The 26,477-nt window shown below is 67.5% G+C and carries 25 protein-coding genes, 1 tRNA gene and 1 pseudogene; 14 read left to right on the top strand and 13 right to left on the bottom strand.

Translation table 11 applies throughout. The features are described from left to right. Window positions 1-50: 50 nt before the first annotated feature. The 7 genes and pseudogenes from BLV49_RS08460 to BLV49_RS08435 all read left to right on the top strand — a co-directional run bounded on the left by BLV49_RS08460 (window position 51) and on the right by BLV49_RS08435 (window position 5,630). On the top strand, window positions 51-626 hold the full coding sequence (locus tag BLV49_RS08460; protein ID WP_091182587.1) for a glucose-6-phosphate isomerase family protein: 576 nt from the start codon (window positions 51-53) through the stop codon (window positions 624-626). A gap of 17 nt (window positions 627-643) precedes the next feature. Continuing rightward, window positions 644-1,318 (top strand): annotated as a pseudogene (locus tag BLV49_RS17190) (FGGY family carbohydrate kinase); the annotation flags it as partial. After that, window positions 1,204-2,139, top strand: coding sequence for an FGGY-family carbohydrate kinase (locus BLV49_RS17185; protein ID WP_245723705.1), 936 nt, complete (start codon window positions 1,204-1,206; stop codon window positions 2,137-2,139). The pseudogene BLV49_RS17190 and the gene BLV49_RS17185, both read left to right, overlap by 115 nt. Next, a complete protein-coding gene (locus tag BLV49_RS08450; protein ID WP_091182584.1) occupies window positions 2,139-3,086 on the top strand; it encodes an NAD(P)-dependent oxidoreductase in 948 nt (315 codons plus the stop codon). Before BLV49_RS17185 ends, BLV49_RS08450 begins: the two co-directional genes overlap by 1 nt. A gap of 20 nt (window positions 3,087-3,106) precedes the next feature. Further along, a complete protein-coding gene (locus tag BLV49_RS08445) occupies window positions 3,107-3,751 on the top strand; it encodes a bifunctional 4-hydroxy-2-oxoglutarate aldolase/2-dehydro-3-deoxy-phosphogluconate aldolase (protein ID WP_091182581.1) in 645 nt (214 codons plus the stop codon). After that, window positions 3,748-4,674, top strand: coding sequence for a shikimate dehydrogenase family protein (locus BLV49_RS08440; RefSeq protein ID WP_091182579.1), 927 nt, complete (start codon window positions 3,748-3,750; stop codon window positions 4,672-4,674). The genes BLV49_RS08445 and BLV49_RS08440 overlap by 4 nt, the downstream gene beginning before the upstream one ends. Then, window positions 4,674-5,630: a phosphotriesterase family protein gene (locus BLV49_RS08435; protein ID WP_091182575.1), complete on the top strand. Its 957-nt coding sequence runs from the start codon at window positions 4,674-4,676 to the stop codon at window positions 5,628-5,630. Before BLV49_RS08440 ends, BLV49_RS08435 begins: the two co-directional genes overlap by 1 nt. Before the next feature lie 6 nt (window positions 5,631-5,636). Here BLV49_RS08435 and BLV49_RS08430 read toward each other — a convergent pair whose 3' ends face one another. From BLV49_RS08430 to BLV49_RS08395, 8 genes are all read right to left on the bottom strand, one after another. Next, entirely contained in the window at window positions 5,637-6,113 is a 477-nt protein-coding gene (locus BLV49_RS08430; protein ID WP_176980784.1) for a hypothetical protein, read from the bottom strand. A 193-nt stretch (window positions 6,114-6,306) separates the two neighbouring features. Beyond that, window positions 6,307-7,290, bottom strand: coding sequence for an ABC transporter substrate-binding protein (locus BLV49_RS08425; RefSeq protein ID WP_091182573.1), 984 nt, complete (start codon window positions 7,288-7,290; stop codon window positions 6,307-6,309). A 184-nt stretch (window positions 7,291-7,474) separates the two neighbouring features. Next, complete coding sequence (locus tag BLV49_RS08420; RefSeq protein WP_091182571.1) at window positions 7,475-8,494, bottom strand: ABC transporter permease; 1,020 nt, start codon at window positions 8,492-8,494, stop codon at window positions 7,475-7,477. Beyond that, window positions 8,491-10,011 (bottom strand): sugar ABC transporter ATP-binding protein, encoded by a 1,521-nt coding sequence (locus tag BLV49_RS08415; RefSeq protein ID WP_091182569.1) that lies wholly within the window; start codon window positions 10,009-10,011, stop codon window positions 8,491-8,493. The genes BLV49_RS08420 and BLV49_RS08415 overlap by 4 nt, the downstream gene beginning before the upstream one ends. 216 nt (window positions 10,012-10,227) lie before the next feature. After that, window positions 10,228-10,647 (bottom strand): RbsD/FucU family protein, encoded by a 420-nt coding sequence (locus BLV49_RS08410; protein ID WP_091182566.1) that lies wholly within the window; start codon window positions 10,645-10,647, stop codon window positions 10,228-10,230. Between the two features lie 3 nt (window positions 10,648-10,650). Beyond that, entirely contained in the window at window positions 10,651-11,550 is a 900-nt protein-coding gene (locus BLV49_RS08405) for an amidohydrolase family protein (RefSeq protein WP_245723587.1), read from the bottom strand. Further along, the gene (locus BLV49_RS08400; protein ID WP_091182563.1) at window positions 11,547-12,515 is read right to left on the bottom strand and encodes an aldo/keto reductase; all 969 of its coding nucleotides are present in this window, start codon (window positions 12,513-12,515) and stop codon (window positions 11,547-11,549) included. The genes BLV49_RS08405 and BLV49_RS08400 overlap by 4 nt, the downstream gene beginning before the upstream one ends. Next, window positions 12,508-13,815, bottom strand: coding sequence for an L-fuconate dehydratase (locus BLV49_RS08395; protein WP_091182561.1), 1,308 nt, complete (start codon window positions 13,813-13,815; stop codon window positions 12,508-12,510). Before BLV49_RS08395 ends, BLV49_RS08400 begins: the two co-directional genes overlap by 8 nt. Window positions 13,816-13,981: 166 nt before the next feature. On the opposite strand from BLV49_RS08395, the gene BLV49_RS08390 reads away from it, so the two are divergent. Further along, on the top strand, window positions 13,982-14,848 hold the full coding sequence (locus BLV49_RS08390; RefSeq protein WP_091182558.1) for a fumarylacetoacetate hydrolase family protein: 867 nt from the start codon (window positions 13,982-13,984) through the stop codon (window positions 14,846-14,848). 35 nt (window positions 14,849-14,883) lie between these two features. After that, window positions 14,884-15,633: an SDR family NAD(P)-dependent oxidoreductase gene (locus BLV49_RS08385; protein WP_091182556.1), complete on the top strand. Its 750-nt coding sequence runs from the start codon at window positions 14,884-14,886 to the stop codon at window positions 15,631-15,633. A 6-nt stretch (window positions 15,634-15,639) separates the two neighbouring features. Here BLV49_RS08385 and BLV49_RS08380 read toward each other — a convergent pair whose 3' ends face one another. Together BLV49_RS08380 and BLV49_RS08375 are read right to left on the bottom strand one after the other, a co-directional pair. Further along, a complete protein-coding gene (locus BLV49_RS08380) occupies window positions 15,640-17,274 on the bottom strand; it encodes an MDR family MFS transporter (RefSeq protein ID WP_091182554.1) in 1,635 nt (544 codons plus the stop codon). Beyond that, window positions 17,271-17,894, bottom strand: a complete 624-nt coding sequence (locus tag BLV49_RS08375) for a TetR/AcrR family transcriptional regulator (RefSeq protein WP_176980783.1) — start codon at window positions 17,892-17,894, stop codon at window positions 17,271-17,273. The genes BLV49_RS08380 and BLV49_RS08375 overlap by 4 nt, the downstream gene beginning before the upstream one ends. Before the next feature lie 155 nt (window positions 17,895-18,049). On the opposite strand from BLV49_RS08375, the gene BLV49_RS08370 reads away from it, so the two are divergent. From BLV49_RS08370 to BLV49_RS08355, 4 genes are all read left to right on the top strand, one after another. Then, window positions 18,050-19,504 (top strand): phytoene desaturase family protein, encoded by a 1,455-nt coding sequence (locus BLV49_RS08370; protein ID WP_091182548.1) that lies wholly within the window; start codon window positions 18,050-18,052, stop codon window positions 19,502-19,504. A 7-nt stretch (window positions 19,505-19,511) separates the two neighbouring features. Next, window positions 19,512-19,955 carry an SRPBCC family protein gene (locus tag BLV49_RS08365; protein ID WP_091182546.1) on the top strand — a complete coding sequence of 148 codons (444 nt, stop codon included), beginning with the start codon at window positions 19,512-19,514 and terminating at the stop codon, window positions 19,953-19,955. 89 nt (window positions 19,956-20,044) lie between these two features. Beyond that, a complete protein-coding gene (locus tag BLV49_RS08360) occupies window positions 20,045-20,839 on the top strand; it encodes an ABC transporter ATP-binding protein (RefSeq protein WP_091182543.1) in 795 nt (264 codons plus the stop codon). After that, window positions 20,821-22,389, top strand: coding sequence for a transporter (locus BLV49_RS08355; protein ID WP_091182541.1), 1,569 nt, complete (start codon window positions 20,821-20,823; stop codon window positions 22,387-22,389). Before BLV49_RS08360 ends, BLV49_RS08355 begins: the two co-directional genes overlap by 19 nt. A gap of 14 nt (window positions 22,390-22,403) precedes the next feature. On the opposite strand, the gene mtnN is transcribed toward BLV49_RS08355, so the two are convergent. Further along, window positions 22,404-23,165, bottom strand: coding sequence for a 5'-methylthioadenosine/S-adenosylhomocysteine nucleosidase (gene mtnN / locus BLV49_RS08350; protein WP_281245320.1), 762 nt, complete (start codon window positions 23,163-23,165; stop codon window positions 22,404-22,406). 33 nt (window positions 23,166-23,198) lie between these two features. After that, the gene (gene dcd / locus BLV49_RS08345; protein WP_091187047.1) at window positions 23,199-23,804 is read right to left on the bottom strand and encodes a dCTP deaminase; all 606 of its coding nucleotides are present in this window, start codon (window positions 23,802-23,804) and stop codon (window positions 23,199-23,201) included. 55 nt (window positions 23,805-23,859) lie between these two features. Between dcd and BLV49_RS08340 the strand changes: the two genes are divergently transcribed. Continuing rightward, window positions 23,860-23,930 (top strand) — tRNA-Gly (locus BLV49_RS08340). A gap of 445 nt (window positions 23,931-24,375) precedes the next feature. Here the strand turns inward: BLV49_RS08340 and BLV49_RS08335 are convergent. Further along, on the bottom strand, window positions 24,376-26,349 hold the full coding sequence (locus tag BLV49_RS08335) for an ATP-binding protein (protein ID WP_091182535.1): 1,974 nt from the start codon (window positions 26,347-26,349) through the stop codon (window positions 24,376-24,378). Window positions 26,350-26,477 lie beyond the last annotated feature (128 nt).

Genomic DNA, 26,477 nt, shown 5'->3' with positions numbered 1-26,477 from the left:
AACCGCCTGTAATTACATGTATGCTGTCCTCACGCCAACGAGGAGGTTCCGTGCCCGAATTCGCCGCCCAGCCCGTTCCGCCGATGCGCATCGCCTTCGATGCCGCCGCGGCGACGCTCAGCCCGGAAGGACCCACGCTCACGCGCCGCATGTCCGATCTCGAGGGCCTGTTCGCCGACCATGACGCGTGGCGTGACGCCGCGGAGGGTGAGAACCCGGTCGTCTACAGCGTCGTGTCGAGCCCGGTCCCCGAAGAGGACCGTGAGCTGCCGCAGTCGATAACCACGATTCAGCCCGGTACGACCGGCGGTGAGTTCTGGATGACGAAGGGCCACCAGCACCCGAACCACCAGGGCGAGATCTACCTCGGCCTGCACGGCGCAGGCGGTCTTCTGATGTTCGACGGCGAGCGCACGGAATGGATCGACATGGCACCGGGCGTCATCGGCTACATCCCGCCGGGCTGGGCGCACCGCAGCGTCAACGTGGGCGACGAGCCGTACTCGTTCCTCGCCGTCTACCCGGGCGGCGCGGGCCATGACTACGGCTGGGTGCTCGAGCACGGCATGGGCCACCGCGTCATCGCTGGCGACTCGGGCTTCAGCCTCACCGACTACACCCGCTGACTCTCTCGAGGCGCACGATGATCATCGCCCACGACCTCGGCACGACCGGGAACAAGGCCTCCCTGCACGACGACACCGGTCGGCTGCTGTCCGCCGTGACCGTGAGCTATGGCGCGCACTTCGCCGACGGCGGCGTGGCCGAGCAGAACCCCGACGACTGGTGGAACGCGATCGTCGAGGCGACCAGACGGCTGCTCGCGGCATCCGACACCGACGCGCGCCAGGTCACGGGCCTCGTCGTGAGCGGCCAGATGATGGGCGCCGTGCTGCTCGACCCCTCGTATCAGCCAGTTCGTCCGGCGATCATCTGGGCCGACACGCGCTCCGCCGCGCAGACCGCGCAGCTCGAGGAGCGCATCGGCACCGAACGCGCCTACCGGCTCACCGGGCACCGCATCAACCCGACGTACTCGATCGAGAAGATCATGTGGGTGCGCGACAACGAGCCCGACGTCTTCGACCGCGTGCGCCACGTGTGCGTGGCGAAGGACTTCGTCGTGCACCGGCTCACGGGGCGTCTCGCGACGGACCGCTCCGACGCGTCGGCGACGAACGCGTACGAGCAGCGCGCAGGCAGGTGGTCGAGCGAGATCATCGCCGCGGCGGGCCTCGACGAGCGGCTGTTCCCGGAGATCGTGGAGTCGACGGACGTCGTCGGGACGCTCACGGATGCCGCCGCGGCGGCGACCGGCCTGACGCGGGGAACGCGCGTCGTGATGGGCGGAGGGGATGGCCCCATCGCCGCTGTCGGGGCGGGCATCGTCGCGCCCGAGAACGGTGCGTACGTGTGCCTCGGCACGTCGTCGTGGATCTCGTTCGCGAGCGACGAGCCCGTGTACGACGAGCACATGCGCACCATGACCTTCGACAACGTCGTGCCCGGCAGCTTCGTGCCGACCGCGACGATGCAGGCCGGGGGCGCCGCGCTCGCGTGGATCAACGAAGTGCTCTCCCCCTCCCCGATGGCCAGTCGCTTCGCTCGCTCGTGGCCGAGGCCGAGACGGCGGATGCCGCGAGCGGAGGACTGTTCTTCCTGCCGTACCTGCTCGGCGAGCGCTCCCCCCACTGGAATCCCGACGCCGCCGGCTCGTTCATCGGGCTCGGCCGGCACCACACGCGCGCGCACCTCGCGCGTGCCGTGCTCGAGGGCGTTGCGTTCAACCTGTACACGTGCATCACCGCGTTCCGGGAGGCGGGGTCGGCGATCGACCGAGTCGACGCGATCGGCGGTGGCGCGCTGAGCGACGCGTGGCTGCAGATCATGGCCGACGTGTGGGGCGTGCCGGTTCGGCGGCGCAGCGTCGTGGAGGAGGCGAACAGCCTTGGCGCCGCGGTGACGGGCGCTGTCGGGCTTGGGCTCGTCGACTCGTTCGACGCGGCACGGGAGCTCTCGAGCGTGACGGGCGAGTTCACCCCGGATGCCTCGCGCCACACCGACTATGCGCGGCGCCACGAGACCTTCCGCGCCGGCTACGACGCGCTCGAGGCCTGGTTCTCGAGGCGGTCCCGCTGATGGGGCGCGTTCTGGCGACGAGCCGCTCGTTCTCGGGCGGCTCCCTCGACCTCGTCGCCCGGCTCGCGGAGGCGGGTCACGAACTCGTGCGCGGCGACTCCGCCCACGAGCTCGAGGAGCTTCGCCCGCTGCTCGCCGACGTCGACGCGTGGGTCGCGGGCACCGCGGCGGTGACCGCCGAGCATCTGGACGCGGCCCCGCGACTGCGGATCATCGCCCGCTACGGGGTGGGCTTCGAAGCCGTCGACGTCGAAGCCGCCGCCGCCCGCGGCATCCTCGTCACCAACACCCCGGGGGCGAACAGCTCCGCCGTCGCGGATCACGCCGTCGGGCTCATGCTTGCGGCGCTGCGCAGCACCGCGAGCGGCGACCGACGGGTGCGGGCGGGCGACTGGAGCGCCGTGCGCGGCCGTGAGCTGGGTGCGCAGACCGTCGGGATCGTCGGGTTCGGCCGCATCGGTCGCGGCGTCGCCGCCCGGCTTTCCGGCTTCGGCTGCCGCGTGCTCGTGCACGACCCGTGGCTGAGCGATGACCAGGTTCGCGCGGCGGGCGCGGAACCGGCGACCATCGCGCAGCTTGCCGCGGCGGCATCCGTCATCACTCTTCACGCTCCCGGCGGCGAGACCCTCGTGAACGCCGGCTTCCTCGCGGCAGCCGCCGATGGGCTCGTTCTGGTCAACACCGCCCGGCCCGACCTCGTCGACGAGCGCGCCCTCGCCGAGGCGCTCGGCTCGGGTCGCGTCGCCGCATACGCGGCGGACACGCTCAACGGCGACGTGTCCGGCGGCACCTCGCCGCTGCTCGCCGACGAGCTCGCCGAGCACGTCACGATCACGCCCCACCTCGGGGCGCAGACCATCGAGGCCGTCGACGCGATGGGCTCCCTCGCCGTCGACAACGTCATCGCGGTTCTCGCGGGACGACCGCCCCTCCACCCCGTGCGCTGAGCACCGACGAAAGCAGAGACATGGCAGACTTCGACCTTTCCGCGGCACTCGAGTCGGTGCGCGCCGCTCGCGTTATCGCCGTCGTGCGCGCACCATCACCCGAGGTCGCTGTCGACGCGTGCGACGCCCTCGTGCGCGGCGGCGTGACGGGCCTCGAGATCACGTACTCGACTCCGGATGCCCCGCGCGTGATTCGCGAACTCGACGAACGCTACGGCGACAGCGTCCTGCTCGGGGCGGGCACCGTCACGAGCGCGCGCGACGCCGAGCGAGCCGCAGAAGCGGGAGCGCGATTCCTCGTCAGCCCCGGCACGCGGCCCGCCCTCACGCAAGCGATGCTCGCCACGGGCACCCTCGTCATGACCGGCGCGCTGACTCCCTCCGAGCTCATGGAGGCCGTGGAGCTCGGCAGCCACGTCGTGAAGATCTTCCCTGCCTCCCTCGGCGGCCCCGCGTTCCTGGGGGCCCTGCGCGCCCCCTTCCCCGACGTGCCGCTCATGCCCACCGGCGGCGTGACGCCCGACAACGTTGCCGCGTGGTTCGCAGCCGGAGCGATCGCGGTCGGCGCCGGCGGCGACCTCGTCCCCGGCACCGCTCTCACGAACGGCGACTTCGACGAGATCGAGCGCCGTGCCCGGCTGTTCAGCGGAAAGGCCGCCTCATGACCACCGAAACCGCGACCGGCTACATGGGCTTCGTCGGCGTCTCGACGGCGCAGTCCTCGATCATGCGCGTGTTCCCCGCGTGGGCCGAGATCCTCGGGCTCCCCACGCGGACGCTCGTGGGCCACGATCTGCCGATGGACGCGCGCCCCGAGCAGTACGTGGCGCTCGTCGAACAGATTCGTGACGATCCGCAGCACCTCGGTGCGCTCGTCACGACGCACAAGATGGCGCTGTACGCGGCGGCGGCGCCCCTGTTCGATCGCATCGACGACTTCGGCAGCGCGTGCGGTGAGATCTCGAGCATCTCCAAGCGCGACGGACAGCTCATCGGCCACGCGAAGGACCCGATCACGGCAGGCCTCGCCGTCGAGGACTTCCTCCCCGACGACCACTTCGCCGAGACGGGAGCAGAGGTTCTCATCCTCGGCGCCGGCGGAGCCGGAAGCGCGCTGAGCTGGTACCTTGCCGAACGTGAGGACCGACCGCGTCGCATTACCGTCACCGACGCGAGCGACGCTCGCCTCGACCACTTGCGCTCCGTGCACGCCAAGCGAGCGACCCCGCAGGAGCTCATCCGCTATGTCGCGGCATCCGACGAGGCGACGCGCGCACTCCTGGCCGACCTGCCCGCGGGTTCGCTCGTCGTCAACGCGACGGGTCTCGGCAAAGACCGGCCGGGCACGCCGCTGCCGCACGGAGCCGAGCTTCCGCACGGCGCCTTCGTGTGGGAGTTCAACTACCGTGGCAGTCTCGAGTTCCTCGCCCAGGCGCGCGAGCAGGAGGCCGATCGCGACCTGATCGTCATCGACGGCTGGCGCTACTTCATCCACGGCTGGTCGCAAGTCATCGCCGAGGTGTTCGGGCTGACCCTCACCGACGAGCTCGTCGAGCGACTCGCGGATGCGGCAGCGGCGGTGCGCTGATGAGCGTGCGCACCGTCCTCGGAGACGTCGACCCGTCGGCGCTCGGCACCGTGAACTATCACGAGCACCTGTTCCAGGTCTCGCCGCTGCTCGCGGGCGACGAGATCGACGACGAGTCGCGCTCGGGCGAGGAGGCGACCCTGCTGCGCGGCAGCGGCTTCGCCGCGATGATCGACGCGACCCCCTACGGTCTCGGCCGGCAGCCGGCCGCCGTCGCACGGATCAGCGCACGCGCGGAACTGACCGTCGTCGGCTCGACGGGCGCTCACCGGGAAGCGCACTACGCCGACGACCATTGGCTGCGGGGAACGGATGCCGCTGCGCGCGCCGCGCTGTTCACCGCCGACATCCGCGACGGCATGCCCGCCGCCGAGACGAGCCTTGCCGAGGCCCGCGGCGAGCGGGCCGTGGGACCGTCCGGCGAGCCGGTACGCGCGGGCTTGATCAAGACCGGCATCGACTACTGGGCCATCACGGGTTTCGAGCGGACGACGCTGGAGGCCGCCGCGGCCGCGCACGCCGAGACCGGAGCGCCCATCATGGTGCACCTCGAGTTCTGCACGGCCGCGCATGAGGTGCTCGACCTGCTTGTCGGTCTCGGCGTGGCTGCAGACCGCGTCGTTCTCGCCCACGCCGATCGCGACCCGGATCCGGAGCTGCACGCAGAGCTCGCGGCGCGCGGCGCGTACCTGGGCTACGACGGCATCGCCCGCGCGAAGGTGCGCAGCGACGCCGAACTCGTCGACCTCACGGCGGCGCTCGTCGAGTCGGGGCACAGTGACCGTCTGCTTCTCGGCGGGGACGTCGCACGACGCTCGCGGTACGTCGCGTATGGCGGGATGCCGGGACTCGGCCACCTCGGAGCGCGCTACGTGCCGCGGCTGCGTCGCCAACTCGGCGATGCCGCCGTCGACGGCATCCTGGTCACGAACCCGGCACGGCTGCTCGCCGTCTGACGAGCGCTATTCGCGGGTGCGGTCGAGCCCGCGCAGCACGGCGGCGACGACAAAACCGTACGCGGCGTGCGGCACCGCGTCACTGAGCCAGCTCTTCAGACCCCACGTGGCCGGGTCTGTGACGTGGAGCCGGGTCATGGAGACGTTTGTGGCCGCCATTGCGCTGCCGCCGATGAGGATCCCTCCGAGGAAAATGTTGGGGCGCAGCCCCAGCGCTCTCGTGACGCCGAACAGCGCGCCGACGCCGACTCCGGTCATGATGCCCATCAGCGGCCCGAGACCTTCCACCCGGTGCTTCCGCGTCGTCTCGTCGCCGGGGATGTCCACGCCGGCCTCGTCTGCGAGCTTCTCGACGGACTTTTCCGGCGTCGTGCTTGCCGGCCGACCCCTGACGGCCATATCCAGGTACGTCACGGCATTCAGCGCCGTCGTTCCCGCCGCGCCCGCCGCCAGTCCCGCCATGAGGCCTCGAACGATATGCATGCTGGACTTCTCCTCCCCGTCATCCGACACCGCCCAGTCAACTCGCAGCAGGCGGCGCAGAGAAGGGATGGCACCTCACCGAAGCACCGCGTATCCTCTCGCCGCGCGGGAAACGCGTGTCCTCTCTCCCGTCCGACACGAAAACGGTCCCCGCGCCGAGTGGCGCGGGGACCGTTTTCGCGGTGTGTGAGTTCTACTCGTAGAGCAGCGGAGCGATGTCGTCGCTCTCGATGTTCTTCGCGTCGTACCAGTACGAACCGGTGTCGGTGAAGTCCTCGAGGTCCTTGCCGTTCATCGCGTCGTAGGCGGCCTGCACGACCGCCTTGCCGATGCCGATCGGGTCCTGCGTGATCGCGCCGGCCATGACGCCGTTCTTGATCGCGTCCATCTGCGCCTTTCCCGAGTCGAAGCCGACGACGGTGATGTCCTTGCCGGTCAGGCCGAGCTCAGTGACCGCGTTGACGATTCCGACAGCCGAGCCCTCGTTGGTGCCGTAGAGGCCCTTGAGGTTCGGGTGAGCGTTGATCATCGCCTTGGCGATGTCGGCCGACTTCAGGTGGTCGCCGTCACCGTACTGGATGTCGACGATCTTGATGTCGGGGTAGTCGGACTCGATCTTTTCGACGAAGCCGTCACGGCGGTCGACACCGGTGGAGTTGATCTGGCTGTGACCGACGATGCCGATCTCGCCCTTACCGCCGATGATCTCGGCCATGTGCTCGGCGGCGATGCCACCGGCGACCTTGCTGTCCGTCGCAGCGAGGTTCTGGCCGTAGTCGCTGTCGCAGCCGGCGTCGAACTCGACGATGGGGATGTCAGCGGCCTTCGCCTTGTCGTACAGGGGGATGCACGCCTCGGGGTCGAGGGCGGCGAAGCCGATCGCGTCGGGCTTCTTGTCGATCGCGGCCTGCAGCATCTGCAGCTGGCCGTCGATCTCGGTCTCCGAGGCGGGGCCGTCGAACGTGATGTCGACGCCGAGCTCGTCGGCCTTCTCCTTGGCGCCCTTGTTGACGGCCTGCCAGAACTGGTGCTGGAAGCCCTTCGAGACCAGGGCGATGTACGGCTTGTCGCCGCTGGGCTCGTCGCCGCCACCCTGGGAGCTGCTGGAGCAGCCGGCAAGGGTGATCGCCACCGCGGCACTGGCCGCAAGGGCAAAGATCTTCTTTGCTGTGTTCATCGAAAACTCCGTTGGTTTCAGTGCGGGCCAGCGGTCGTGCTGGCCTCGTCGGGAATTCGTATTCGGGGGTAGGGGCATCCGCGCGAAGGCCGCACGGGGGCAGCCTCGCAGCCGGACGTTAACCGGTTGTGGGTTCGGTTATGGGGGACGGGCGTCCCCGGCGGGGGATGTCGACGGAAGCGGGTCACGCCTCCTTGCGTCGACGGAGCGAGTCGGTGAACACCGCGATGAGAATCACGATTCCGACTACGACGTTCTGCCATTCGGTCTGAACGGACAGGATGCGGAGGCCGTTGATGAGCACGCTCATGATGAGCGCACCGATCAGGGTGCCGAGAATGGAACCGCGACCGCCGAGAAGCGAGGTGCCGCCGATGATGACCGCCGCGATGGCCTGGAGCTCGTACCCCATGCCGATCTGCGGCTGCGCCGAGTCGAGGCGAGCGGCCATCACGACGCCGGCGATGCCCGTGAAGACACCGGCGACGACGTAGATGATGATGAGCCAGCGGCGCGTGTTGACGCCGGAGAGGCGCGTCGCCTCCTCGTTGCTGCCGATCGCGAACGTGTAGCGGCCGAGGATGGTCTTGCTCAGCAGCAGGTAGGCGAGCAGGGCGAGCACGAACAGGATGAGCACGGCGTTGGGAAGACCCGGGATGACCGTGCCGAGGGCGACCTGCTTGAAGCCCGGTGCGACGGACGAGAAGTAGATCGGGCGGACGTTGGAGATTACGAGGGCGAGGCCCTGCGCGATCATCATCATCGCGAGCGTCGCGATGAACGGCGGCAGTTTCAGGTACGTCACGTTGAGACCGTTGATGAGCCCCATGAGCGCACCGGTCGCGAGCCCGGCGAGGATGCCGACGCCGATCGGCATCCCGAAGTTCACCGTCACGACACCCGTCATGACCGCGCACAGCGTCATGCCGGTTCCGATCGACAGGTCGATGCCGCTCGTGATGATCACGAACGTCGTGCCGAGCGCGAGGATGCCGATCACTGCGGTCGCGAGCAGGATGCCCGAGATGTTGCTCCACTGGAAGAAGTTCGGGCTCGCCAGCGAGAAGAAGATGACGAGAACGATGAGCGTGCCGAACGCGAGCGACTGCTGCAGCTGGGCCTTGAGGAACGCTTTCGCGCCGCCCGACTGCCGCTGCTCGGCTTCCGCCTTCGTCTCCGGGGACTTCGTGGCTGTTGTTGTCATGCGATTGCCTTTTCCTCGCTTGCTCCGGTGGCGTAGTCCATGATGGTTGCCTGGTCAGCGTCTTCGTTGTTCAGGATGCCGGTGATGCGACCGCCTGCCATCACCGCGATGCGGTTCGACATGCGCAGCACCTCGGGCAGCTCCGACGAGATCATGATGATCGACTTGCCCTGGGAGGCGAGCTCCTCGAGCAGGTTGTAGATCTCCTCCTTGGCGCCCACGTCGATGCCTCGGGTCGGCTCGTCGAAGATGAGGATGTCGCAGTCGCGAGCGAGCCATTTCGCGATGACGACCTTCTGCTGGTTTCCGCCCGAGAGGTTCTTCACCGTCTGCGTTATCGACGGCGTCTTGATGCGCAGCGACGACACGTAGGTGCTCGAGACCTTCCGTCCCTTGCCGGGCTTCATGACGCCGAGCGGTCCCGTGTAGTCGGTGAGCGATGCGAGCTGGATGTTCGTGTTCACGTCCTGCTGCAGCAGCAGGCCGAGCGACTTGCGGTCCTCCGAGAGGTAGCCGATGCCGTGCTTGACGGCATCCGCCGGCTGGGAGATCCGCACCGGTTTGCCGTTCACTTCAATGCTGCCCGCGGTGATGGGGTCTGCGCCGATGATGGCCCGAGCGACCTCCGTGCGTCCGGCTCCCATGAGCCCGGCGAAACCGAGGATCTCGCCGCGGCGCACGTCGAACGACACGTCCTTGAGCAGGTTGCGCGTGCTGATGCCGGAGACCGCGAGCGCGACGGGAGCGCCGGAGAGGTCGCGCGAGGTCGGGCGCGCTCCCGCATCGATGTGACGGCCGACCATCATCTCGATGATGCGCGGAACGTCGATCTCGCCCTTGTCGAGCGATCCGATGTATTCGCCGTCGCGGAGCACGGTCACGCGATCCGCGAGACGTCGCAGCTCCTCCATGCGGTGGGAGATGTAGATGATGCCCTTGCCGTCGGCCTTGAGCTGCTCGATGAGGCGGAAGAGCGTCTCCGTCTCGGATTCGGTGAGCGCCGAGGTGGGCTCGTCCATGATGAGCACCTTCGCGTCGAACGAGAGCGCCTTCGCGATCTCGACCATCTGCTGCTTTGCGACGGTGAGGTTCTCGACGAGCTCACGCGGGTTCAGGCGGATGCCGAGTCGCTGCAGCAGCTCCCCGGCCTTGCGGTTGAGGGCGGACTCGCGCAGCGAGAAGCCGCCGAGACCCCGCGGTTCGCGGCCGATGAAGATGTTCTGGGCGATCGTCAGGTGCGGCATGAGGTTCATCTCTTGGTGGATGATGCTGATGCCGAGAGACTGAGCGTGCTTCGGGTCGGCGATCTCGACCTCGTCGCCGTCGATGAGGATGCGGCCCTCGTCCTTCGTGTAGATCCCGGAGAGGATCTTCATGAGACTCGACTTGCCGGCGCCGTTCTCGCCGACGAGGGTCAGCACCTCACCGCGGTGCAATTCGAATTGCACGTCCTTGAGTGCCTGCACGCCGGGGAAACTCTTGCTGATTCCCTCGACCTTGAGGAGTGGGGCTGCCACGTTTTCACCTACTTCGTTGGAGATACCGGCTGTCGCCTGGCCTTGATTCTGACACGGACCCATCGGAAAGATCGGATCAATGCGGCCGATCGTGATCTCATTGTAATGAGTTGTATCTAGTTGTATCTAGTTGTATCTATCTGGAGCTACGGTACGACGCGCGTCGCGAGAATTGCAACCTGAAATCGATATCATAGCCTGCTCATCCGCGCAGTGTCACGCGCTCTCGTGACCGACGAGTCCCTTGCGCACGACGACACAGCCGTATTTGCGCGTCTCGCCCGTCCGGATGATCGCGTACGCCGTCTCGGCCGCGTCGTAGAAGTCGAAGCGGTCGACGAAGCGCACGCCCGCGTCGTCGACTCCCGCGGAGGCCATGAGCTCGCGCTGCACGTCGAGAACGCTGCCGTCGGCGGAGGTCATGAGGTCGACAGCGGGCGTATCGTCGAGCGGCAGAACGCTGCGGATCGCCGCGAGCACCTCGGGCGATGACGTGCCGGGCAGCGTCACGAGCCGCTTCGCGATGCGAGCAGCGGGAAAGTGCGCGTCGACGACGATGACGCTGTCAGAGTGCCCCATCTCGTCGAGGTGCTTGAGCAGGTCGCCGGTGAGCAGCGGGTCGATGCCATTGAGCATTGTTCAGTTTCCTTTCCGGGTGGATGCGAGGGCGTCGAGGGAGTACACACGGGCGGCGGTGTCGTGCAGCACCGCCCACTGCTCGGGGGACGACAGCTGCGCGATCAGTTCGGCCATCACGGCCCACGTGGGTGCGTAGCCGCCGTCGGGAACGGGCATCGGCCAGTCCCCGCCGTACATGAGCCGCTCCGACCCGAAGCACGCGAGCGCATGGTCCCACGTCTCGCGCAGCGCATCGGGGGTGAAGTCCTGGCCGGCACGCCGCAGTGAGGAGAGCTTGCCCACGACGTTGGGGTACTCGGCGACGTGCGCGATCGCCGCCTTCCAGTCCGCGAAGTCGGCGGAGCCGCGCGGCGGCTTGCCGAGGTGGTCGATCACGAGCGTGAGTTCCGGCAGGGCGCGTGCGACCGCGGCCGCGTCGTCGAGGAAGTCGGGCCAGGAGTCGTGCACGTCGAACGCGAGGCCCCTCCGGCCGACCTCGGCGAGGGTCTCGATGACGGCGGGCCGGCCGAGCAGGTCGCGTCGCGGGTCGTCGTTGAGCAAGTGACGGATGCCGCAGAAGGCGGAGCTCCGCTGCCACTCGTCGAGCGGCGCGACCGCGGCGTCCGGGTCGGTGAGATCGACCCAGCCGACGACGCCGAGCACCCAGGGGTGCTGCGCGGCGACGTCGAGCATGAACCGTGTGTCGGCGAGCGAGTCCTCGGCCTGCACGAGCACGGCTCCGGCCATGCCGGCGGCATCGAGCTCGGGTTTCGCCTGCTCGGGGGTCCATGAGGCGTAGAGCGTGCCGAACTCGGGAGTGAGCCACGCGTAGCGCCCCTCGGCGAGGTTCCAGAGGTGCATGTGCGCGTCGATGCGCTGGCCGCGCGGCACCGCGAGGGCGGCATCCGTCATCTCGTTCATGCGGGGATCAGCTCCCGTGTGGCGAGCTCGATCCAGAACTCCTCGGGGATCGCGAGGTTCATGCGCTCGACGTTCTGGCGCATCTGGGCGGCCCTGCTCGCGCCGACGACGACGGAGCGCACGACGGGCTCGCGCAGCGTGTACTGCAGCGCGGCGGCCGGCAGCGGCACGTCGAAGTCGCGGCACACGCCGGCGATCGCCGTGACGCGCTCGAGCACGTCAGCGGGCACGCCACCGTACTCGTAGCGGGCGTCGGCGCTCGGGGCATCCTTCGCGAGAAGACCGGAGTTGAAGACGGAGGCGTTGACGATGCCGACGCCGCGTTCGCGGCAGGCCGGGATGACCTCGGCGAGCGCAGGCTGCTCCGCGAGCGTGTAGCGCCCGGCGACCATGAGCAGATCGACCTGCCCCGACTGCGCCGATTCGAGAAGGGCGTTCGTCGTCATCGAACCGACGCCGATCGCTCGCACCGAACCGGTGTCGCGCAGCTCGGCCATCGCCGTGAGCGCGGAGTCGAGTCGCTCCTCAAGGGGCTGCGGCACGTCGGCCCGCTCGGGGTCGTGCAGGTAGAGGACGTCGAAGCGGTCAAGTCCCGTTCGCTCGAGCGACTCCTCGACGCTCGCCCGGATTCCGGCGGCCGAGAAGTCGAACTCCCGGCGCAGGTCGGCGGGAACGGCGAAGTCGTTCGCCTCGTCGAGCTCGCCGGCGAAGTCCGGGTTCGGCCGCAGGAGCCGGCCGACCTTCGTCGACACGGTGAACTGGTCACGCGGCTTCGACTGCAGAAAGGCGCCGAGCCGCTTCTCGGACAGGCCGAGGCCGTAGTGCGGCGCCGTGTCGAAGTAGCGCACGCCCGCGTCCCAGGCGGCCTGCAGGATCTCCCAAGCCTGCTCGTCGCTGAGCGCGCGGTACAGGTTGCCGACGTTCGCGGCGCCGTAGCCGATGCGGGGAAGCTCGAGCTCAGACATGGAGGCGCTCGGCGGCCTGCGTCTCGGTGTACTCGAACTCGCTGCGGCTCGCCGCGAGCATCTCGGTGCCGGCGCCCGGTGTGGCCGGCGGCCAGTAGGCGCCCTCGCGCACGTCCGTCGGCGTGACGAAGTGCTCGTGCAAGTGGTCGACGAACTCGATGCGCCGGCCTTCGGTCGTGCCGGACACGGCGATGAAGTCGAACATCGACAAGTGCTGCACGGCCTCGCACAGCCCGACGCCGCCCGCGTGCGGGCACACGGGAACGCCGAACTTGGCGGCGAGAAGCAGGATCGCGATGTTCTCGTTCACGCCCGCGACGCGGGTCGCGTCGATCTGCAGCACGCTCATCGAGCCCGCCTGCAGCATTTGCTTGAACACGATGCGATTCTGCACGTGCTCGCCGGTCGCGACGGGAATCGGCGCGACGCCGCGCGCGATGGCGGCGTGGGCGAGGATGTCGTCGGGGCTCGTGGGCTCCTCGATCCACGCGACGCCGAACGGCTCGAGCTGCTTCATCCACGCGATCGCCTCGTCGACGCCCCAGCGCTGGTTGGCGTCCGTGCCGATGAGGATGTCGGGCCCCACGGCTTCGCGGGCGAGCCGCATGCGGCGGATGTCGTCTTCGAGGTCGCCGCCGACCTTGAGCTTGATCATCGAGAACCCGTCGGCGACAGCTTCCTTCGCGAGGCGCACGAGCTTCTCGTCGGAGTAGCCGAGCCAGCCGGGCGTCGTCGTGTACGCGGGGTAGCCGCCCGCGAGCAGCTGCGCTTCGCGCTCGGCGCGGCCGGGCTCGGCGTCGCGCAGGATCTGCAGCGCGTCCTCGGGCGTGAGCGCGTCGGTGAGGTAGCGGAAGTCGATGAGCGCGACGATCTCCTCCGGACTCATGCGCGCGAGCAGCTGCCAGAGCGGCATCCCGGCCCGCTTGGCCTTGAGGTCCCAGAGCGCGTTCACGACCGCGCCGATGGCCATGTGCATGACGCCCTTCTCGGGGCCGAGCCAGCGCAGCTGCGAATCCCAGACGAAGGAGCGCCACGTGGCGCCCATGTCGGCGAGCAGCTCCTCGGCGTTCTTGCCGACCACGTGGTGCTCGAGCGCGCGGATCGCCGCGACCTGCACGTCGTTTCCCCGGCCGATCGTGAAGACGAAGCCGTGCCCCTCGACGCCGTCGTCGGCGTCGGTGACGACGCGCACGTAGGCGGCAGAATAGTCGGGGTCGAGGTTCATGGCATCCGAGCCGTCGAGCTGGCTCGAGGTCGGGAATCGCACGTCGCTGGTCTCCAGCGCGATCACGGTGCTCACGGGGTGGTCTCCTTCGTGGGGTCGTGGCGAGCTTAGACATCGGATCAATACGGTGTCAATACCGGTATTCTGCATCAGCGCGGCCGCAATGATCCGATCAAACGGGCTATAGTGGCCGTGTTCCGCAGTTTCCGCTGCGTTCCGCCACCAACCGGAGGACTCCCGCATGAAGTTCGCGCGCCTCGGCCCCCTCGGGCACGAGATCCCCGTCGTCGTCACCGGCTCCGAGCAGGAGCCCCGCTACCTCGACGTGAGCTCGATCACCGCCGACATCGACGGCGCATTCCTCTCGGGCGACGGTGTCGCGCGCGCTCGTGACGCGGCAGCGGCGGGCGAGCTCAGCCCGGTGACGGATGCCGCGAGCCTGCGCGTCGGCGCGGCGATCGCGCGGCCGAGCGCGATCATCTGCATCGGCATGAACTACGCGGCGCACGCGGCCGAGTCCGGCTCCGAGCCGCCGAGCGTGCCCATCATCTTCCTCAAGACGCCGAACACGATCGCGGGCCCGAACGACACCGTGACGATTCCGAAGAACAGCGCGAAGACCGACTGGGAGGTCGAGCTCGGCGTCGTGATCGGGCAGCGCGCCTCCTACCTCGACTCCCCCGCTGACAGCATCCGTCACATCGCCGGGTTCGTCACGGCCAACGACCTCTCCGAGCGCGAGTTCCAGCTCGAGGTCTCGGGCGGGCAGTGGTCGAAGGGCAAGTCGAGCGCGGGCTTCAGCCCCGTCGGACCGTGGCTCGTGACTCCCGACGAGGTGGACTACAACGCGCTGCGGCTGCGCAGCTGGATCAATGGCGAGCCGCGCCAGGACTCGTCGACGAGCGACTTCATCTTCGACGTCGACTACGTCATCTGGCACCTCAGCCAGTACCTCGTGCTCGAGCCGGGCGATCTCATCATGACGGGCACTCCCGAGGGCGTCGCGCTGTCGGGCACGTACCCGTACCTGCGGCCGGGCGACGTGTGCGAGATCGAGATCGAGGGCCTCGGTCGCCAGCGCCAGGAGTTCGCGGCCTACTCCGCGTGACCCGACAACGTTTCACCGGTTTCAAAGGAGAACGCATGCCTGAATTCGACAATCTCGTCGCCGTCGTCACGGGCGGCGCCTCGGGCCTCGGGGCGGCGATCGCACGCCGCCTCGCCGATGGCGGCGCCGCCGTCGGCGTGCTCGACGTGAACCCGGCCGGGGCCGACCCGGCGTTCTTCGCCGTCGCCGCCGACGTGTCCGACCGGGACTCCGTGGCCGCCGCCATCGCGCAGGTCGCGGAGAAGTTCGGCCGCATCGACATCCTCGTCAACAACGCGGGCATCGGCGCGCAAGGCGATGTCGCCGCGAACGACGACGCCGAGTGGGCGCGCGTGCTGAGCATCAACGTGACCGGCATCGCCCGCACCACCTCCGCGGCGCTGCCCTACTTGCGCGCTTCCGACTCGGCCGCGATCGTGAACACGTCGTCGATCGCGGCGACCGCCGGCCTGCCGCAGCGTGCGCTCTACAGCGCCTCGAAGGGCGCCGTTCTCGCGCTCACGCGGGCGATGGCCGCCGACCATTTGCGCGAGGGCATTCGCGTGAACTGCGTGAACCCCGGCACCGCCGACACTCCCTGGGTCGGAAGGCTTTTGGATGCCGCTGACGACCCCGCCGCCGAGCGCGCGGCGCTCGAAGCGCGCCAGCCCCACGGGCGGCTCGTCGCCCCGGCCGAAGTCGCCGACGCCGTCGCTTACCTCGCGAGCCCGCGATCACGCTCGACCACGGGAACCTCCATCGCCGTCGACGGCGGCATGCACGAGCTGCGCTTGCGGCCGGAGTAGCGGCGGTCAGCGCCCCGGCGCTCGCTCGGCGCGACTGTTCGAGAACTCCGCCGTCGTCGACGGGACGGCGTTCGAGCCGTCGATCTCGAGACTGTCCGCCGTGACGCTGCCGCGATCGATCGTGGTCTTGAGCGGATCCTCGCGCAAGAAGCAGATGAGGATCGCGGCGATGATCATGAGCGGGACCATGACGAGGAAGATCGGCGTGAGCGCGTCGCTGTACGCGCCGATGATGATGCTGCGCACGGCTTCGGGGAGGCTCTTCACGGCGTCCGGCGTGAACGCGTTCGAGGACCCGGCTTGCGAGCCCGCCGCCGGCGGCATCCGCTCGCTCAAGAGGTTCACGAGTCGTGAGGTGAACACGGTGCCGACGATGGCCGAGCCGAGCGAGGCCCCGATCTGGCGGAAGTAGTTGTTCGTCGCGGTGGCCGTGCCCACGACCGCGTTCGGGAACGTGTTCTGCACGATGAGCACGAGGTTCTGCATGCACAAGCCGAGCCCGAGGCCCATGACGGCGAGGAAGCAGCACGTGACCCAGACCGGTGTCGAGGGTGACATCGTCGACAGCAGGAGCAGGCCGAGTCCCGTCACGAGGGTGCCGGCGATCGGCGCCCACTTGTAGCGGCCGGTGCGGCTGATGATCTGACCCGAGACGATCGAGGAGACCAGCACGGACGCCATCATGGGGATCATCATGAGGCCGGCCTGGGTGGCATTCGCGCCCGTGACCATCTGCAGGTAGGTCGGCGTGTACGCGATCGTGCCGAACATCGCGACGCCGATGAGAAGTCCCGCTCCCGTCGTGAGCCCGAAGTTGCGCGCGCGGAAGAGCCGCAGCGGCATGACCGGCTCGGACGCACGGCGCTCGACGAAGACGAACGCGACGGCGCAGATGACCACGCCTGCGATGAGGCCGATGATCGTCGGGGAGTTCCAGTCGTAGGTGACGCCGCCCCAGACGCTCACGAGCACGAGACCCGTGGAGGCGAGGGCGAGAAGGGCGATGCCGAGCACGTCGACGCGCACGTCGCGGCGAGAGTGGTCGGGCAGGTGGAGGAACGCGACGGCCGCGAGGATCGCGAGGATGCCGAGGGGGATGTTGATCCACAGGCACCAGCGCCAGCCGATCACGTCGGTGAACCATCCGCCGAGCAGCGGGCCGGCGACGGAGGAGACGGCGAACACGCCGCCCATCACTCCCATGTAGCGGCCGCGCTCGCGCGCGGGGACGACGTCGGCGATGATCGCCTGCGAGAGGATCATGAGTCCTCCGCCGCCGATTCCCTGCACCCCGCGGCCGATGATGAGCCACGTGATGTCGGGGGCGAAGCCGCCGACGATCGAGCCGATGACGAAGACCGAGATCGCCGCGATGAACAGTCCCTTGCGCCCGATGAGGTCGCCGAGCTTGCCGTAGATGGGCAGCATCACGGTGGAGGCGAGCAGGTAGATCGTGATGACCCAGCTCATCTCGTCGGCGGCGTTCAGGTCGCCGACGATCGTGGGCAGCGCCGTGGCGAAGATGGTCTGGTCGAGCGAGGCGAGAAGCATCGTCACCATGAGCCCGGCGAACATGAGCAGGATGTTGCGCTTCTCGTGGTTTGTCGGCGCGACCCGCGCCGGGGCGTGTTCTCTGCTCATGCGATCTTCTCCGTCACGTCTTTGACAAGCTCGGTGGCTCGCTCGATCATCGGCTCGCCCGACGCGTCGGCGCCGAGCAGCTCGAGCGCGACGGACTTGACCGCCGCCGTGCACATCATCAGGAGCACCTGCGCCTGTGCCTCGGCGATCTCGGTCGCCGCGAACCGGTGATCGCGCTTCATGAGCTCGACGGTCGCGGCGCCGAGCGCGCTGTGCACCCGGTGCATCTGGTTGAACTTGCGCTGCAGCAGCTCCGGGTGATCCTGCAGGATCCGGCGGCGAACCGGCTCGAGCGTCAGATCCGCTCCCGCGGTGCCCATCAGCCCGAACAGGAGCCGCACGACGCCTTCGACGGCATCCGTGCTCTCGATGATCACGAGCTGCTGGGCGACGAGCGCTTCGGTCTCGTCGCTGTGCCGAAAGCCGAGGACGGCGTCGTCTTTGCCGTCGAAGTAGTTGAAGAAGGTGCGCCGCGACACGTCGGCGCGCGCGACGATCGCGTCGATCGTGAGCGCATCGAGGCCGTCGGTCAGCACGATCTCGGCCGCGGCCGCCTCGATCCGCGCGCGCGTCTGCTCGCGTTTGCGCTCTCGGTGTCCCAGAGGAGTTGCTGTTTGCACCCATGCATCCTTGCACCCGTGCACTATCGACCTCCAGAGGGACGCAGGAACGTCACAGCAAATCGCGAATGCGAATCCTCTCGCTTCGTCAAGGCCTGCCGCGCGAGGGCCGATCGCTGTAGCGTGGGAGCACCAGAACGAGGGGGCCGGTGCTTATGCTCGACGCGGTCGTCGTCGGATCGGGCCCCAACGGGCTCGCCGCCGCGGTCACGCTCGCACGAGCCGGTCTGTCCGTGCGCGTTTACGAGAAGGGTGCGACGATCGGCGGGGGCGCACGCACCGCCGAGCTCACGCTTCCCGGGTTCCACCACGACGTGTGCTCGGCCGTTCATCCCATGGCCTACGCGTCGCCGTTCTTCCAACGGTTCCGACTGCACGAGCGCATCGAGTTCGCGATCCCTCCCCTGTCGTACGCGCACCCCCTCGACGGCGCGCGTGCGGGCCGCGCGTGGATCGACCTGCAGCGCACGGCCGATGAGCTCGGGGCCGACGGCGAGGCGTGGCGCTCCCTCTTTCTTCCGCTTCTCGAGCGGACGGAGGACGTCTCCGACTTCGTCTCGCGCTCGATGCTCACGATTCCGCGGCATCCGATCACTCTCGCGCGATTCGGACTGCGCGTGCTCGAGCAGGGCAGTCCCGCATGGAACCTGCGCTGGAAGACGGCGGAGGCGCCCGCGATGCTCACGGGCGTGTTCGCGCACACGATCCGACCCCTTCCGGGCCTCGCCCCCGCCGCGGCCGGCCTCGTTCTCGCGCTCTACGCCCACGCGGGCGGCTGGCCGATCCCGATCGGCGGAAGCCAGGCGATCGTCGACGCGCTCGCGGCGGATGCTGTCGCGCACCGCGCCGAGATCGTCACCGACCACGAGATCTCGAGCCTCGCGGAGCTGCCCCGGGCCCGCGCCGTCATCCTCGACACGAGCGCGGCAGGGCTCCAGCAGATCGCGGGCGACCGGCTTCCGCCCGCGTATGCGCGGTGGCTCGACCGCTTCCACTTCGGCCAGGCGGTCGCGAAGGTCGACTTCGCGCTCTCGGGGCCCGTGCCGTGGGCGGCATCCGACCTGGCGAAGACGGCAACGCTGCACCTCGCCGGCACGCGCGCCGACATCGCGCGCAGCGAACGGCAGGTCGCTCGCGGCCGCCACCCCGACGACCCGTATGTGCTCGTGTCGCAGCCGAGCCAGTTCGACGCGACGCGCGCGCCGACGGGAAAGCACGTGCTGTGGGCGTACACGCACGTTCCCCGCGGATCAACACTCGACCGCACAGAGGCGATAACGCGGCAGATCGAACGCTTCGCGCCCGGCTTCCGCGACCTCATCATCGCGAGCTCCGCGCGCACGGCCGTCGATCTCGACAACTACAACCCCAACTACGTCGGCGGCGACATCGCCGCGGGCGACGTGAACCTGCGGCAGCTGATCGCGCGTCCCGTCCCCTCTCCCGACCCGTGGCGCACTCCCGTGCCCGGTCTCTACTTGTGCTCCGCGTCGACGCCGCCCGGACCGGGCGTCCACGGGCTCGGCGGCTGGCGCGCCGCACTCTCGGCGCTGCGGCACGAGTTCGGCTACACGAAGAGCCCCGATCTCGGCCCGGACAACAGGAAGTGAGACCGAAATGTCGGTGACATATCGCGCGGTGGCGGCGTCACCCCAGGATGTTTTCGACGTGCTCGCCGACGGCTGGCTCTACGTCGGCTGGGTCGTCGGCACCGCCCGCATCCGCGGAGTCGACGCGGACTGGCCACAGCCGGAGTCGCGCTTGCACCACTCCGTCGGCTTGTGGCCGTTCATGCTCGAGGACACGACGTCGATGGTCGAATGGGATCCACCGCGCCGTGCCGTGCTCCGCGCCAGGGGGTGGCCCATCGGCGAGGCGCACGTGACGATCGACGTGAAGCGGCGCGGCGACGGCTGCGTCGTGCGCCTGAACGAGGATGCCGTGGAGGGTCCCGGCCGCTTCGTCCCCTCGGTCTTCCGCCAGCCGGTCATCCACGTGCGCAACAAGGAGTCGCTGCAGCGCCTCGCGTACCTCGCGGAAGGACACGCCGGCCGCACATAGACGGACGTGAGATCCGCCTGTCGACGGACGACGGCGAGCGCCGCGGTTCCCTAGAATTGCGGGTGCCCCTCCCACGGAAAGGCCGCACCGTGTCCGACGTCTCCCCCGCCGCGCCGCCGAGCGCGGCATCCGCTCCCGCCCTCTCGATCACGGGCCTCATCAAGCGCTTCGGCCCGAAGCTCGCCGTCGACAACATCAACCTCGACGTGCCCGTCGGCTCGTTCTACGGCCTCGTGGGCCCGAACGGGGCGGGAAAGACGACGACGCTCTCGATGGCGACGGGGCTCTTGCGACCGGATGCCGGGAGCATCCGCATCCTCGGCGTCGACGTGTGGGCCGACCTCGTGGCGGCCAAGCGGCTCGTCGGCGTGCTGTCTGACGGCGTCGCCCTGTTCGACCGGCTCACGGGCGAGCAGCTCGTGAGCTACGCCGGACTGCTCTGCGGCCTGGATCGCGACAGCGTCGCCGAGCGCACGCGCGACCTGCTCGCGCTGCTCGACCTGCAGGAGGCCGCGGGCACCCTCGTCGTCGACTACTCCGCGGGCATGACGAAGAAGATCGCGCTCGCGTGCGCTCTCGTTCACGCGCCGCGACTGCTCGTTCTCGACGAGCCGTTCGAGTCCGTCGACCCGGTGTCGGCAGCGAACATCCGCGACATCCTCACCGGCTACGTCAGCACGGGAGGAACCGTCATCGTGTCGAGCCACTCGATGGACCTCGTGCAGCGCATGTGCGACCACGTCGCCGTGGTCTCCCAGGGCCGCATCGTCGCCGCCGGCACCGTCGACGAGGTGCGTGCCGGGTCGACGCTCGAAGACCGCTTCGTCGAGCTCGTCGGCGGTCGCCGTCACGCGGAGGGACCGTCATGGTTGCGGTCCTCGTAACACTGCGCTTCCGGGTGATGTGGAACCTTCTGCGTCGCAGCACCTGGCAGCTCGTCGGCGCCGCGATCGGCGCGCTCTATGGGCTCGGCCTGATTCTCGGGCTCGTCGCGGCGCTCATCGCCTTGAGCTTCGCACCGCAGGAGCTCGCGCGCACCATTCTCGTGATCGCGGGTTCCGCGCTCGTTCTCGGCTGGCTGCTCGGACCGCTGTTCGTGGCCGGCGTCGACCAGACCCTCGATCCGGCGAAGCTCGCGCCGTTCCCGATCCCCCGCCGTCAGCTGTTCGTCGCCCTCACCGTGAGCGGCGTGCTCGGCATCCCCGGCATCGTGACGAGCATCGCGGTGCTCGCCTCGGCCGCCGTGTGGTGGCGGCATCCGCTCGCCGTCATCGCATCGCTCGTGTGCTCGGCGATCGCGGTATTCACGTGCGTTGTCGTCTCGCGCGCCGCCACGACGCTCAGCGCAGGACTCAGCGCGGGCAGGCGGTTCCGCGAGCTCACCGGCATCGTGATCATCATCCCGCTTGTGCTCGCGGGCCCCATCATCGTCGGCGTCACGGCCGGGCTCTCGGAGTTCTCGGAGCTGCTGCCGCGCGTCGCAGACGGGCTCGCCTGGTCCCCGCTCGGCGCCGTGTGGGCGGTTCCCGCCGACGTCGCCGACGGCGCCTGGCTGCTCGCACTCGCGCGGCTCGGCATCGCGCTCGCGACGCTCGCGGTGTTCGCCTGGCTCTGGCACGCGGGGCTCAATCGTGCGCTCGACGCGCCGATCCGCTCGACGGCGAAGGCGCGCCCGCAGACGGGGATGGGCTTCTTCGGCGTCGTGCCCGGCACCGCCGTCGGCGCCGTCGCCGCGCGCGCGCTCACGTACTGGCTCAGGGATCCGCGCTACGCGCGCCAGCTCATCACGATTCCGCTCATCGTCGTGCTGCTCCTGTTCTACAGCACGCTCGGCGCGGGCGCCTCGTGGCTGCCGAACGCCGCGGCGCCGCTCGTCGCGTTCATCTTCGCGCTGTCGATCTACTCCGACATCTCGTTCGACGGCAGCGCCTTCGCCCTGCACCTCTCCTCGGGAGTGCGCGGCTGGGCGGACCGGGGCGGACGTGCCCTCGCAGTCGTGAGCTTCGCCGTGCCCGTCGTCGTCATCGTCGCGATCATCTCGTGCCTCATCACGGACACGCTCGACGTGCTCCCGGCGCTTCTGGGACTCGCGCTCGGGCTGCTGCTCACGGGGCTCGGCGCGGCGAGCGTGACCTCGGCGCTTCTCGTGTTCCCCGTGCCGAAGCCCGGTGACAACCCGTTCAAGTCCCAGCCGGGCGCCGCGCTGCCGTCGGCTCTCGCGTCGTTCGGGACGTGGGGTGCGATGACGGTGCTCGCGCTGCCCGAGATCGTCACGTCAATCGTGTTCTTCATCACGCGCGCGCCCCTGCTCGGCTGGATCACTCTCGCCCTCGGCGTGCTGTTCGGCCTCGGGAGTCTCGTCGGCGGCATCGCGCTCGGCGGACGCATCCTCGACCGGCGCGGTCCCGAGCTGCTCGCTCAAGTGCGGAAGTAGCGCTCCCGCGGCCGTCAGGATTGGGCCGATATCCCGCGCAGCAGGGTTGCGACGACGGCGGCCGCGCGCGACGCCGTGTGGTCGCGGTGTGTGAGGAATTCCTCCCCGTCAGGGGCGCAGAGGTCGCTGATCCCTCGAACGGAGATGAACGACATCTTGTGCACGTGAGCGTATTGGGCGATCGCCGCGGACTCCATGTCGACGGCGGCGACCTCCGGGAAGTTCGCCCTCAGTTCGACGGCGCGGCGCGTGGTTACGAACATCTCGCTCGAGCCGATCGGCCGGGCGAGAAGGCGAACCGGATGCGTGCTCGCGCGGATTCGCCGGAGCAGGGACGGATCGGCGTCGTAGTGTTCCGGCATGCCGGGGACCTGGCCGAGGGCATAGCCGAAGGCGGTGGCGTCGGCGTTCAGATTCACGTATCGATCTCCGACGACCACGTCTCCGAGGTTCACGTCGGCTGCCAGTCCGCCCGCTGTCCCGATGCTGATGATCGGAACGTCGCTGCCGAAGGTGTGGAAGGCGTATGCGGCAGCGGCCGTCGCATTGGCGAAGCCGATTCCGCTCCGAAGCAGCACGATCTCTGTCGGTCCGAAGCGCAGCTCCGTCTGACGGTGCGTCCCGTCGCCCGTCAGGGCTTCGTCAGCCAGTTCCGACAGCGCGGCGGCTTCCTCATCCATCGCGGCGATCGCGACAGCCGTCGGTCCAGCCCGCCTGCCCGGCTCAGGGGCTGTCGCCTCCCCGGCGCTTATGCCGCGACCTCTTCCCGTTCGCACACAGGCGTGGTTCCCGTTCGCATGCGACCGTGCTCAGCCGCCGACCTTGCCGGCATCCGTCTCGTTCACGTCAGTGCGGTGGAAGTTGTAGAACGAACGGGATGCCGTCGGCCCGCGCTGTCCTTGATAGCGCGAGCTGTACTCGGCCGAGCCGTAGGGACGCTCGGTCGGCGAGGTGAGGCGGAAGAAGCACAGCTGACCGATCTTCATGCCCGGCCAGAGCTTGATCGGCAGCGTCGCTACGTTGCTGAGCTCGAGGGTCACGTGACCGGAGAAGCCAGGGTCGATGAAGCCCGCCGTCGAGTGGGTGAGCAGTCCAAGGCGCCCGAGCGAGCTCTTGCCCTCGAGACGTGCGGCGATATCGTCGGGCAGCGTGACGAGTTCGAACGTGGAGCCGAGCACGAACTCGCCGGGGTGCAGGATGAACGGCTCGTCGGGCTTCGTCTCTATCAGGTGTGTGAGTTCCGGCTGGTCTTCGGCCGGGTCGATGTACGGGTACTTGTGGTTGTCGAACAAGCGGAAGTAGCGGTCGAGGCGAACGTCGACGCTCGAGGGCTGCACCATGCCGATGTCGAGCGGATCGAGCCCAATGCGCGACGATGCGAGCTCTGCCTTGATGTCCCGGTCTGAGAGAAGCACGTTGTCAGTGTAGCCGTCGGGGTGTTGATAGGATGGCCGAGCGTCACGGCGCACTGGGGCTGTAGTTCAATGGCAGAACTTCTGCTTCCCAAGCAGACAGCGCGGGTTCGATTCCCGTCAGCCCCTCTTCCTGTCGAGTATCCACGTATTCTGTCGCTTCTCAGGCAACATGGCCTTTTTCTCTTCGAGTTGACCTCAGACAAGCGTGTCGTTGCCTTCTGGCGTTGTCACTTCCAGCCGTAGTTGAGACTCGTCAAGTGAACTTGAGACAGCGTTTGGACTGCTCACTCATCCCGGCGATCCAAAAGCCTCGGGTCGTGGGACCGGCAAGGTTCACGACGAGGACCGGAGCTTGTGGGCCACTGGTTCAGCAGCAGAGTCCAGTCCCCGGAGCTATCGAGCGAGATAGCGTACCGGTTGCGTCCCAAACCGCGACGGCCGACGCAGACCGGGACGCAGCAGACTTGCGTTGAGGCTCACGCGCCTCGCACGTGCCTCGCGGCAAGGCGTAGACGCCGTGATTCCTAGCAGCAACGGCGTTGCTTTTGCTCTTACAGCGGCAGCATGCGTATCACTCGTACTTATCTCGCTGCAGGCTATTGCTCTCCCCAGGGTCGTTGAGGTGCTGAATCAGCTCCTTCAGAATGATCAAGTCGCAGTGTTTGTTCCCAGTCTCGAGGTCCTGAAGAACGTGAGTCACGCCGTGATACTGCCGCTGATCTGCATTCTCTGGAATCAAAACCGTTGAGAGCGCGTAACGCGATTCGTATAGATCACCTGTTTCCCATGCAATGCAGAGGTCTATGTCGTTGATGTTTTTGTCGTTGCTGTCGAAGTCTTCGATAAGTCCATCAAGCGAGTACTTGTACTCCAGCACCCTCGGTGGCGTCACTCTGCCGCGCAGTCCGGTCAAAACATCTTCTGACACACCAAGCGGGTTCATCTCTGAGTGATAACGGTAAAGCTCAGGATCCATCTGGAATGAAATCTTGAAAAGTCCGTCGTATGTCGATCGTTCGTTGGTGGACATAATTACGAGGCCGCGAATTACCCCGCCAGCGACTAACTCATGGAAGAGCGCGATCACATCTTGTTCCCGCGTGGGCACCGACGTAATGGATATCGACTTCGTAGGAACGAAGAAGTAGGGACTGGTTAGCTCCAGCGGTGACTCTTTCTCGTGATCCATCAGCTGAGCCTTCCAGTCCTCGATCGCTAGCTCTCGTGCGAGGTCTGGAGAGGCGCCCGTGTTTGGTTTGAGTTGCGCCCTTCTCTTCGAGAGCGGTCCTTCTGTGATACCTCGAGCGATCCTCTTCGCGAACTCAGTCAACTCGCGATGAAACCCCTTACGCCCCAAATCGGGAGTGTAGTTGGCGAAATGGATCAGAAAGTGGACCTGGTTTTGGCGTCCAATGTTTCTGACGAGAGGGACGAGGATGGTCTCTCCTTGCGGCATGTTATTTGCCGCAAGCTGAATGCCGCTGGTTAGGACCGATTGGCCAACCCTTATCCCGAGGTCTTTGTTGAAGTTGGTCCAAAGCTTCGCGGTGTATCCAAACTCGAACGATACCGTTGGTGAGTATTTTTCCAGCGTGGTCAGATCCTCGTCGTCGAGCGCACTCGACAAGTTGGATCGAATTTCTTGCGTGTCCCAAGAATCGTAGATGAAGTCTAAACGGCTGAACCTATCCGGAAAGCGCCGTAGATCCCCGTGGCGAGCATAGATTTCGTCAGCTTTTTCGTTGATCTCGCGGAGAGAGGCTGACTTCGCAGCACTCTCGTGCAGCCACAAATACGCCGTCCCGTTTCGTTCCGCGGTCGTTGCTTGCCCGTTCGAAATCACTTTCACCAGGATGCGTTTGTGGTCTTCCGAAACGACTGCACCTAAGCCAGTCTTGATCCTCAGGAGTTTCATCCAGGTGCTAGCAGTATCGGCCTTTAACCACGAGAGCTTTCCCGGAGTTGTCGTATCGTCAAAGCGGACTGTGACTGCTACACCTCGGTCAATCGACTCGAACGATGCGTGCCATTGTTCCGGAGATAACGGCAACACCTTGGGATTCTCGGCACTGCCATACTCGCTAAGCCAGGTGCGGGCTCCGGTTATCTGCCCCGTGGCTTCGAAACCGGGATACTTCGTGCTGATCCGCATCGAGTTGAAGCCGTAAGCGACGTATGTTGCCCCCACCCCTTTGTGTCCGCGCGTTTTACCGTTCCCCTTCTTAAAGGAGAAACTCGGGGCAAGAAACTGGGTGAACTCAGTTTCTGAAAGCCCGACTCCATTATCGGTGACAGTTAACTTATTGTCATCGACGTCGATCTCAATGAAGATCGTAGGGATATATGCGTCGTTTCCGTCATGACGTTCGGCCACCATACGGGCGTCTACAGAATCCAAGGCGTTTTGGATGAGCTCGGCGAACGGGTCGAACCATCCTACATAGGAGCTAAGAATGTTCTCTATCTCTCGTCTCACTGCAGCGAGCGCCGCCTGCGTCGTGGCGGAATTCTTGAATTCGAGAGGGTCGAATGGGGAGAAAGTCATAGCCTCACACTAGTGAGAATCGGGGTGCTCAACTACCCAATGGTTCGAGGAGCCCGCTACCTCAAACTGATTGGCCAATTTCTGATGTCTACGAGGTCTGCGAGATCTCCAGGCTCGATGCGCCCGAT

It is taken from the genome of Paramicrobacterium humi (assembly GCF_900105715.1).
In the GTDB taxonomy this organism is placed as follows: domain Bacteria; phylum Actinomycetota; class Actinomycetes; order Actinomycetales; family Microbacteriaceae; genus Paramicrobacterium; species Paramicrobacterium humi.
The sequence above is the reverse complement of the archived record's forward strand: the minus strand, read 5'-3'. Positions and strand labels throughout refer to the sequence as shown.